At 57.4% G+C, this 7,590-nt stretch carries 9 protein-coding genes; 3 read left to right on the top strand and 6 right to left on the bottom strand.

The genetic code is table 11. From position 1 onward, the window contains the following. Positions 1 to 336 precede the first annotated feature (336 nt). On the top strand, positions 337 to 1,032 hold the full coding sequence (locus Q0520_RS02015) for a hypothetical protein (protein WP_298665917.1): 696 nt from the start codon (positions 337 to 339) through the stop codon (positions 1,030 to 1,032). 33 nt (positions 1,033 to 1,065) lie between these two features. On the opposite strand, the gene Q0520_RS02020 is transcribed toward Q0520_RS02015, so the two are convergent. Then, complete coding sequence (locus Q0520_RS02020; RefSeq protein WP_298665918.1) at positions 1,066 to 2,124, bottom strand: site-specific DNA-methyltransferase; 1,059 nt, start codon at positions 2,122 to 2,124, stop codon at positions 1,066 to 1,068. Between the two features lie 367 nt (positions 2,125 to 2,491). Then, entirely contained in the window at positions 2,492 to 3,412 is a 921-nt protein-coding gene (aglJ, locus tag Q0520_RS02025) for an S-layer glycoprotein N-glycosyltransferase AglJ (RefSeq protein ID WP_298665929.1), read from the bottom strand. 39 nt (positions 3,413 to 3,451) lie between these two features. On the opposite strand from aglJ, the gene Q0520_RS02030 reads away from it, so the two are divergent. Then, on the top strand, positions 3,452 to 4,045 hold the full coding sequence (locus Q0520_RS02030; protein ID WP_298665920.1) for a DUF99 family protein: 594 nt from the start codon (positions 3,452 to 3,454) through the stop codon (positions 4,043 to 4,045). Here the strand turns inward: Q0520_RS02030 and Q0520_RS02035 are convergent. Then, positions 3,993 to 4,580: a hypothetical protein gene (locus Q0520_RS02035; RefSeq protein WP_298665922.1), complete on the bottom strand. Its 588-nt coding sequence runs from the start codon at positions 4,578 to 4,580 to the stop codon at positions 3,993 to 3,995. The genes Q0520_RS02030 and Q0520_RS02035 overlap by 53 nt on opposite strands. A 154-nt stretch (positions 4,581 to 4,734) precedes the next feature. On the opposite strand from Q0520_RS02035, the gene Q0520_RS02040 reads away from it, so the two are divergent. Further along, positions 4,735 to 5,892, top strand: a complete 1,158-nt coding sequence (locus Q0520_RS02040) for a WD40 repeat domain-containing protein (RefSeq protein ID WP_298665924.1) — start codon at positions 4,735 to 4,737, stop codon at positions 5,890 to 5,892. A gap of 120 nt (positions 5,893 to 6,012) precedes the next feature. Here the strand turns inward: Q0520_RS02040 and Q0520_RS02045 are convergent, their stop codons facing one another. The 3 genes from Q0520_RS02045 to Q0520_RS02055 form a co-directional block, all read right to left on the bottom strand. Then, positions 6,013 to 6,354 carry an Lrp/AsnC family transcriptional regulator gene (locus Q0520_RS02045; RefSeq protein ID WP_298665931.1) on the bottom strand — a complete coding sequence of 114 codons (342 nt, stop codon included), beginning with the start codon at positions 6,352 to 6,354 and terminating at the stop codon, positions 6,013 to 6,015. A 5-nt stretch (positions 6,355 to 6,359) separates the two neighbouring features. Next, positions 6,360 to 6,596 carry an LSM domain-containing protein gene (locus Q0520_RS02050; protein WP_298665926.1) on the bottom strand — a complete coding sequence of 79 codons (237 nt, stop codon included), beginning with the start codon at positions 6,594 to 6,596 and terminating at the stop codon, positions 6,360 to 6,362. 80 nt (positions 6,597 to 6,676) lie between these two features. After that, positions 6,677 to 7,462: a fructose 1,6-bisphosphatase gene (locus Q0520_RS02055; RefSeq protein WP_298665928.1), complete on the bottom strand. Its 786-nt coding sequence runs from the start codon at positions 7,460 to 7,462 to the stop codon at positions 6,677 to 6,679. Positions 7,463 to 7,590 lie beyond the last annotated feature (128 nt).

Below are 7,590 nucleotides of genomic sequence, written 5' to 3' on the forward strand. Positions count from 1 at the left end.
AGAGCCCCTCTGCGGGCCTTTCGACGGTTCGCCACCTGAATTTTTTGCGTGAGGGAGACGGGATTCTCTCATAAGCCTTCTGCAATGATGGGGGGATATACTCGTGGGATTGATACATGATCCGTTATTGATGCGCTGAAAATGTGGGAGAGTCCTGTCGTGTTTGCTCCCCCCTCTTCCTTGCCTGTTCCCCGCCGAGCACCGTGCTCCGCTCGGGAGCGAAACCCGGTTCTCCTCATTATTGAAAACAAAAAATATTCTCTAAATTATCTAAATGTCCCCGATATGAACTCAAAATGATCATTTTATCACTCAAAACATTCTGATCAAGATCGTATGTATCCAGACAGTCTTTTTGAAGAAGCAGAGGACATAACATCTATTTTACTGGAAAAACTCCCCAAACACGTCGACGGAAAAGACGCGATTCTGGAGTTAAAAGAGGCCGACTACCAATGGCGCCAGATGGAATGGATCGGGTGGTATTACGAATACAAGATATTTTCCGTCCTCTCCCAAACCCTCGGGGGCGCCCTTGGTCCGGCCTATGGAAACACGACATTTGATTATAGGCGGCATCTCGTCTGGGACCTGAAGGCGCACCCGAAACATACGAGCAAAGGGACACCCAACGAACCGATGATCCTCAATGATCAGGAAGCGGTCGAGGCGTGTGTTGCAGAGAATGGGGGAGTGGGTTTCATCGTCGTAAAGGGAGAGGCGCAATTCGATAACTCCGGCGAGTTCAAAATATGGCACGACATCCTGAAAGGCAGGACTTCGACATACGAACATGAACGGATCAGGCGCGGTGCAACGTCCAGAATGAGAAAAGTCGCATTCGACATCGACAGCATCGATGCCTACTTCATAGAGGATCAATCCGTTCTCGATAGGGGTATCGAAGAAGGGTGGCTGAAATTTTTCCAGAAAGGTATGCGGAATGCCAATGGTAGTCCAAGACGTGCGAAATATGCACTTCGGACCGACAAAGCCCCTCATTCATTGAAAGTCGCCTCTGTGAGGTGTTGATAGTTCCTGCCATTCTTCACAGAGAAAAAAAAGTTATTCAAAAGAAAGAACTGATTGACCTCTGGGCACTTCATCACCTGCTTTTTTCTTTGGTCTGCCTCGTTTGCCATTGGACTGGCCCAGATTCTTCAGCATCTTCTCAAGGGACCACCGGCCCCGGCCAAGTTCCTTTTCCAATATTTCTATCGTGTTTTTCTTTGTTTCGCCGGATCCGATAAGCTGATTGAACCTGATCAGCAGAGCCTTTTTCTCATCTTCGGTCCATGACTTGCCCTGGTTCGCCTTCTCCTCGATCTCAGGATCTCTGAGTGTGGACAGAAGACTTCCTGGTTTGATGTTTGTCATCTCTTCGGTTTTCGTATCAAGCCTCGAGGAGGAGATCTCAAAACCCGTTGCCCGGCGGTTCAGACCGATAGCAACTTTTGCGGTCGAAAAGCCCCCAAGGAACATATCACAGACCAGATCCCCTTCATTGCTGCTGTACTGCATCATTTTCACGAGCAGGGCGGTCGGCAATTCGTTCTTGTTCTTCACCGGTCCGGGTTTGTATTCCCGGTTGATGATCCAGACATCTTCACGGTCCTGATAGTTCAATGAACCATTATCAGGATCCTTTTCCGTAAGGCCGAACCGTGATTCCAGGTTGAAGGTCCTGTCCCCACCGGGTTTCTGGTAATAGAGGATGTGATAGTGGGAGGAGACATATTTCTTACTGGTATAGACTCCGAAATTGTATTTCCAGATAATATGATTGATCTCTTCAAGGCAGGTCTGTCGGAGGGCATGAAGAATATGGTAGAGATTTGTATATCCTGAGACGATGTAGATTGATCCGCCGGGTTTGAGAATACGCTCGGCCTCTTTTATCCAGTTCAGACTGAATTCTCCATATTCGGAGGCGGGGACTTCGACGTACCCATCAACGACAAAAGCCTCGTTTCGGTTATAGTGCTGGTGGAGTTTGTCCCCGTTGATCCCGTAGGGGGGATCGGTGATGATAAGATCGACGGAATTTGATTCTATATGTTTTTTTGCCCCGGATATGCAATCTTCATTGTAAAATTTACCCGTGAGTGTAATTATCGGTTCCATGTGTACGTACCTCCATGCTGATTCATTTCAATCTGACGACAATCTACAAATGGTGATGGGTTCATACCTTTTTCACCTTTTCTAATCATTTTCATTTTCTCTTCTTTCCCGGACATTCACCCTCAGGGGATAGGCGAGCATCCCCTTCGGGCGAAGTCGGCAAACCCGCCCGGCACCTCTCGGTGCCTCCTCGAAGGTCTATGATATCATCTCATACTCGTTATCGCTTACACGCCCCTATCCCGGGGCGGCCCAGTACGATAAATCTCCGAAAAGGGAGTGGTGAGGATGAACCTGCCCCTGGCTGGTGTGCACTCATCCAGCGTGCCTGAAAAATATTTGATCGCTACCCAGGGATCCGGGGAGGTCACCGCTTCTTCGGCGGCTGGAGTCTCTGGACCTCCCTGATCACCTCGCGGTGGAAGGCGAGGATAAGGTCGCTGATCACGCCAAACATGAAGATCTCGATGCCGACGACGATGAGGAGCACCGTGAGGATGGTCATGGGGAGGTGCTCGATATCTTTGAGCCATTCCAGGAAGACATAGACCCCCACGAACCCGCCGATGAGGGTGAGGACGATCCCGATGATCCCGAAGTAGAAGAGAGGGTTGTTGAGGCGGGCGAAACGGAAGATCGCCGAGACGATCCTGAACCCGTCCTGGAGGGGGTTGAGTTTGGTCGGCGTCCCCGGCCGCATCAGGTAGTGGACAGGGACCACCGCCACCTGCTGGTCGAACTTCACCGCCTGCACCGCCATCTCGGTCTCGATCTCGAACCCCGCCTCCTGGAGGTTCATCTGCTGGAGGGAGGAGAGGGTGAAGGCGCGGTAGCCGGAGAGGATGTCGTGGAGGTCGCGGCCGTGGGCGACCTTGAAGAAATAGTTGATGATATAGTTCCCGACAAGGTTCAGGCGGGTCAGGGCGCCCTTCTCCGGGTAGGCGAGGCGGTCGCCGATGACGTGGTCGAAACCGGAGACGAGGGGGGCGAGCATATTCCCCGCATCGGCGGGGAGATATGTGCCGTCCCCGTCGAGCATGAGGACATAGGGGAGATCGATGATATCAAGGGCCTCGATGATCGCGTTCCCTTTTCCCTTTCCGGTCTGGACGACGACCTCGGCACCCGCGTCCCGCGCAATCTCCGGCGTGCCGTCCGTGCTGTGCCCGTCCATGACCAGAATCCGGCGATATCCCCGTTCCCGGAACTCCTTCACGAGGTTTCCGATGGTCGGCGCCTCGTTCAGGGTGGGAATGAAGATGCACACCAGGTCCTTCTCGATCTCCATTGCCATACTATTTAAAAAGCCATCGTCATAAGTGCTTCCATGCACATGGCGAAGAAAGGGCTGCGTGCCCTCGGTATCGCCGAAAGTTTCCGGGGGCGCGAGAGGTCCACGCTTGCCGGCGTCGTGATGCGCAGGGACGGCGTGGTCGACGGCTTCGGCTTCGGCGAGGTGGCCGTCGGCGGCATGGACGGAACAGATGCCGCGGTCTCCCTCTTCTTGGGCCTCGGACGCGAGGACATCAACTGCATCCTCCTCTCCGGGTGCGTCATCGCCTGGTACAACATCATCGACCCCGACGCCGTCAACCGGGCGACGGGCCTTCCCGTCGTCGTCGTGACGTACGAGGACTCCGAGGGTCTGGAGGAGGATATCGCCGCCCACTTCCCCGGCGATGCAGAGAGGATGGCGGCATACCGCCGCCTCGGCCCTCGCGTCCCCCTCCCCCTCGGCACAGGCTATACCGTCTACCTGCGGGCCGCGGGGATCGAGGCGGCGGAGGCGAGGAGGGTCGTCGACGCCTTCACCCGCGACGGCAAGATCCCCGAACCCCTGCGGGTCGCCCGCCTCGCCGCCCGCGCCGCTATGCAGTATAGGTATCGGCAGAGACGAGAGCGTCTGTCCTCACGTCCCTGATCTCGACCCGCACAACGTCGCCGGGGCGGAAAGTGCCGTCGGCGAAGTCGATGGTGATCCTGCCTTTCGGGCACCACATGTTCCCCGTTCCTGTCATATACTGGGTACCGGTGTGACCGGTCTGTATGAACCTGTGCGCCTCCATCGTCAGGATGCGTGCCTCGACCTTCTGACCGTTTTTGAAAAATGTGGGATAGAGATCGTTTTTGACATAATACCGTGTCCTGTCGGTTTCGGTCTTATGGACGCCGAGACGTTTCCAGAACTCTTTCAGGGCGACGTCGCCGGCGCCCTCGGGAGGAGGACGGGGGTTGTACCAGAGGGTGACGCGACTGTCATAGTTCAACTCATGAGTCTTTTCTCGGGTGTGATTTATGTCGACGATCTCGAAGATGCACGGTTCGTCCTGGACCGAGAAGGAGAATGAAAAATGCGGAAAAATGAGGACGAGAAGAGCGGCGAGGGCCAGGGTAAGTGCGCAGAAGATCAGACTGCCGAGAGGGGGTGACACCCCTTCAACCTCGCGGGGGCCCATGCATCAGGCCTGGCGATATTGCCTCATAAGACTTGTGGTTGAAGGCGGCCCCCGCCTCTCCGCCATAACAAAATTCATATAGAGGTGGCGTGATCTCTCACAAACTCTCTTTCCTCTCTGCTCTCGGGAAGGGAGAAAGTGGCGGGGGACGTGCATGTCGAAGTGGATACTCTACATTCTTCTCTTTGTTCTGGTAGTGCAGACCGTGACGGTCGTGAGTGCCGGAGAGATCGAGGCGACCCGTACATGGGAGCATGCCTTCGGGAGCGAGATCCTGACCCTTTCGCTGGCGCCCGACGGGTCGACCTTTGCGGTCGGGACAAACAGGCCCGGGACCCTGTACTATTATGACCGGAACGGCACCCGCCTCTGGAGTCATGACACCGGTTGTCCTGTCTATGGTTCTGCGGTCTCGAAGGACGGCGCTTATGTCGTCGAAGGTTCGGACATGGTGCGGGTCTTCACCCGCGAGGGTGACCTGGACTGGCGGTGGGAGTCGGGATACTTCGCCTTCAGCGTGGCCATATCTCCTGACGGCAAATATATCGCCGTGGGGAGCGACGACAGCACCGTACGCCTTCTCAGGCGGGGCGGGGGGGAGTTATGGAAATATGATGCAACAGGCGACGTCGATGCTGTTGCGATCTCGGCCGACGGCAGTCTGATCGCTGCGGGTTCCGACGGCCAGGTCTCTCTGGTGGGCAAGAACGGCAAAAAGATCTGGAAGAAGGACGCCGGGCGAGGTATCAGGTCGGTCGCCATCTCCCCTGACGGCAACTATATTGCTGTCGGGTCCCTTGATCACCGGGTCCACCTCTACAGCAGCAATGGGACGTTGCTCTGGCAGTACAGGACAGACAACCGCGTCCACCATGTTGCGATCACCTCCGACGGCAGGGTCGTCGGGGCATCGCAGGACCGGGCCGTCTATTTCCTCTCGAAAGACGGCGAACTCCTCTGGAAAGAATTCCAGCCTGCCTCTGTCACCGCAGCGGCAATCTCAAACGACGGGTCCCTCCTCCTCTCGGGGACGGGCACGGGCGACCAGAGGGTCTGCATGTACACCCTTGAAAAGGTTGTCACCGTGGCGACGACGCAACCGACCCCTCCCCCCACACTCCCGCCCGTCAGGACGATAGAAACACTGCCCCCTGTTGCAGACGTCCCGGCGGCAGTACCGCCTGAAAATTCCTTGTTCGGTTTCGGGTCTTCGACCCTGTTTAACAGGCCCCTGCCGCAACTCCTCCTGCTTGCCGGGGGCGTGGCGCTTGCCGGGCTTATAGTGATGGCCCTGTACCGCCGGCAGAGGTGATGAACAGAAGTCTCCTGTCTGGTGTCCGTGCGTCCCCGGCACTCTATACAGGTATCAGAAGGATAGGCGGGGGAGAGAAGACCTCTCCGAAAAATGGGAGTTCGTCCCGGGAAGGACGATTCACTCGTTAACTTCGCTGATCGCCAGTTCGTACATCCAGTCGAGGAGGACCGGGCACTGTTCCACAGTGCAGTCCAGATCACAACCGACACAGGGGATCAACTCGTCTCCTGCCATCAGGAGAGAGGGGTCGACCGCCTGCTGCCGTGCCTTCAGCAGGTAGGTCTTCAGCCCCTCCTCCCTGTACTCGACACGGTCGATGAGGTCGGCATCGTTCAGTTTCTTGACGACCCGTGAGCATTTCCGGCTGTCAATGTTGAGGAGTTTCCAGAGTTCGCTCTGGAGAACTCCTTCCGGCCTCGCCTGGATGATCTTCAGGGCTTCCTCTTCAACAGACGGCATGTCCATCAGATGAGGGGTGCGATCGTAAGAATATTGTTCCCCCTGATGACGACGGTGCCGAGGTTGCGTCCCCTCTGGTCGCCCGAGAACTCGATCGTCTCTTCCATGTGCAGGTTGAGGTGCTCGTCCACGGCAACGAGTCTCCCCTGCAGTTTCCGGCCTTCGTCCTTGATCTCTACGCTAATTTTTGAATCAACGAGCGAAAAAACCTTTTTCACTGGCAGAACAATACTGTTGACCATCTGAGGTTATGTGGTGGTGGAAAGTATTTAATCTTTCCATCAGCCGGGAAAACCTCATTGCACCGTTTTTTCCGGAGGTCTCACAGACGCCTGAAGGCGGGGTCGTCGAAGAGGTCTGCCGGGCCGATGAGCATCCCCTCATGGACGCCGAAACCCAGGCAGACGGCCTTCGCGCAGACCGGCACGGCGTCGCAGAGGCTGACAGGCATGAGGCCCGAGACCGCGACGGCGGCGAGGACGCCGGCGACAGGCGGGCACCCCCGCCCGGTACCGAGGAGGAGGACCGGGTCGGTGCCGGGACCGACGGCGGCGACGGTCTTCTCCTGTCCTTCGACCTTCACGACCGACGCACCGCCGCGGATGTGCCCGAGGAGAGCGTAGAAGCCGGACGGCGTGGGGTAGACCCCGCCGTCGCTGCAGGTGAAGGCAAAACCCTGGCGGAGGAGGGGGTCGTCGACCAGGGCGGGCGTCGTGTACGGGTCGGCGAAGATGCGGGCGAGCACCTCACTCCAGGCCCCAAATCCTGCCCCGCTGGAGAGGAAGACGAGCACGCCCTCGCCGCTCTCGACAGGGAGGTCGGCCCTCCCCACTTTACCCGACCCCCTGAGGCCGAGACTGCCTGAAAGGGTGCGACACTCCTCCATCAGGCGGGCGGTCAGGTCTGCGATCCGGGGGTCGTCGGCGCCGTGGTCGTGGGTGAAGACACAGGCAAGCCTCCCCCCGCACCGCGTCACGAAGGAGTCGACGATGAGGCCGCCGTGCTCTTTGCGGAGTACCTGTGCGGCCCTCTCGATAACGAGAGGGTGCGCCTTCTGGCCTGCCGGGAAACCGCCGAGGTCTGCGGTCGCCACCGTGACGGTGATCATGCGTGCGTCCTGCCGAAGATCTCCTTCACCTTCCGGATCATGCCGGCGGACCCGACATAGATCGGGGTGCGCTGGTGCGGGTCGTCGGGGTCCACGTCGAGGAGGTTCCGGGTGCCGTCGGTGATCGC

The sequence above is a fragment of the uncultured Methanofollis sp. genome, from assembly GCF_937919355.1.
Lineage (GTDB): Archaea > Halobacteriota > Methanomicrobia > Methanomicrobiales > Methanofollaceae > Methanofollis.

Coding starts and splice junctions, on each gene's coding strand:
- Q0520_RS02015 (WP_298665917.1), top strand. CDS start 337: ATGTATCCAGACAGTCTTTTTGAAGAAGCAGAGGACATAACATCTATT.
- Q0520_RS02020 (WP_298665918.1), bottom strand. CDS start 2,124: ATGGAACCGATAATTACACTCACGGGTAAATTTTACAATGAAGATTGC.
- aglJ (WP_298665929.1), bottom strand. CDS start 3,412: ATGGAGATCGAGAAGGACCTGGTGTGCATCTTCATTCCCACCCTGAAC.
- Q0520_RS02030 (WP_298665920.1), top strand. CDS start 3,452: ATGCACATGGCGAAGAAAGGGCTGCGTGCCCTCGGTATCGCCGAAAGT.
- Q0520_RS02035 (WP_298665922.1), bottom strand. CDS start 4,580: ATGGGCCCCCGCGAGGTTGAAGGGGTGTCACCCCCTCTCGGCAGTCTG.
- Q0520_RS02040 (WP_298665924.1), top strand. CDS start 4,735: ATGTCGAAGTGGATACTCTACATTCTTCTCTTTGTTCTGGTAGTGCAG.
- Q0520_RS02045 (WP_298665931.1), bottom strand. CDS start 6,354: ATGCCGTCTGTTGAAGAGGAAGCCCTGAAGATCATCCAGGCGAGGCCG.
- Q0520_RS02050 (WP_298665926.1), bottom strand. CDS start 6,596: ATGGTCAACAGTATTGTTCTGCCAGTGAAAAAGGTTTTTTCGCTCGTT.
- Q0520_RS02055 (WP_298665928.1), bottom strand. CDS start 7,462: ATGATCACCGTCACGGTGGCGACCGCAGACCTCGGCGGTTTCCCGGCA.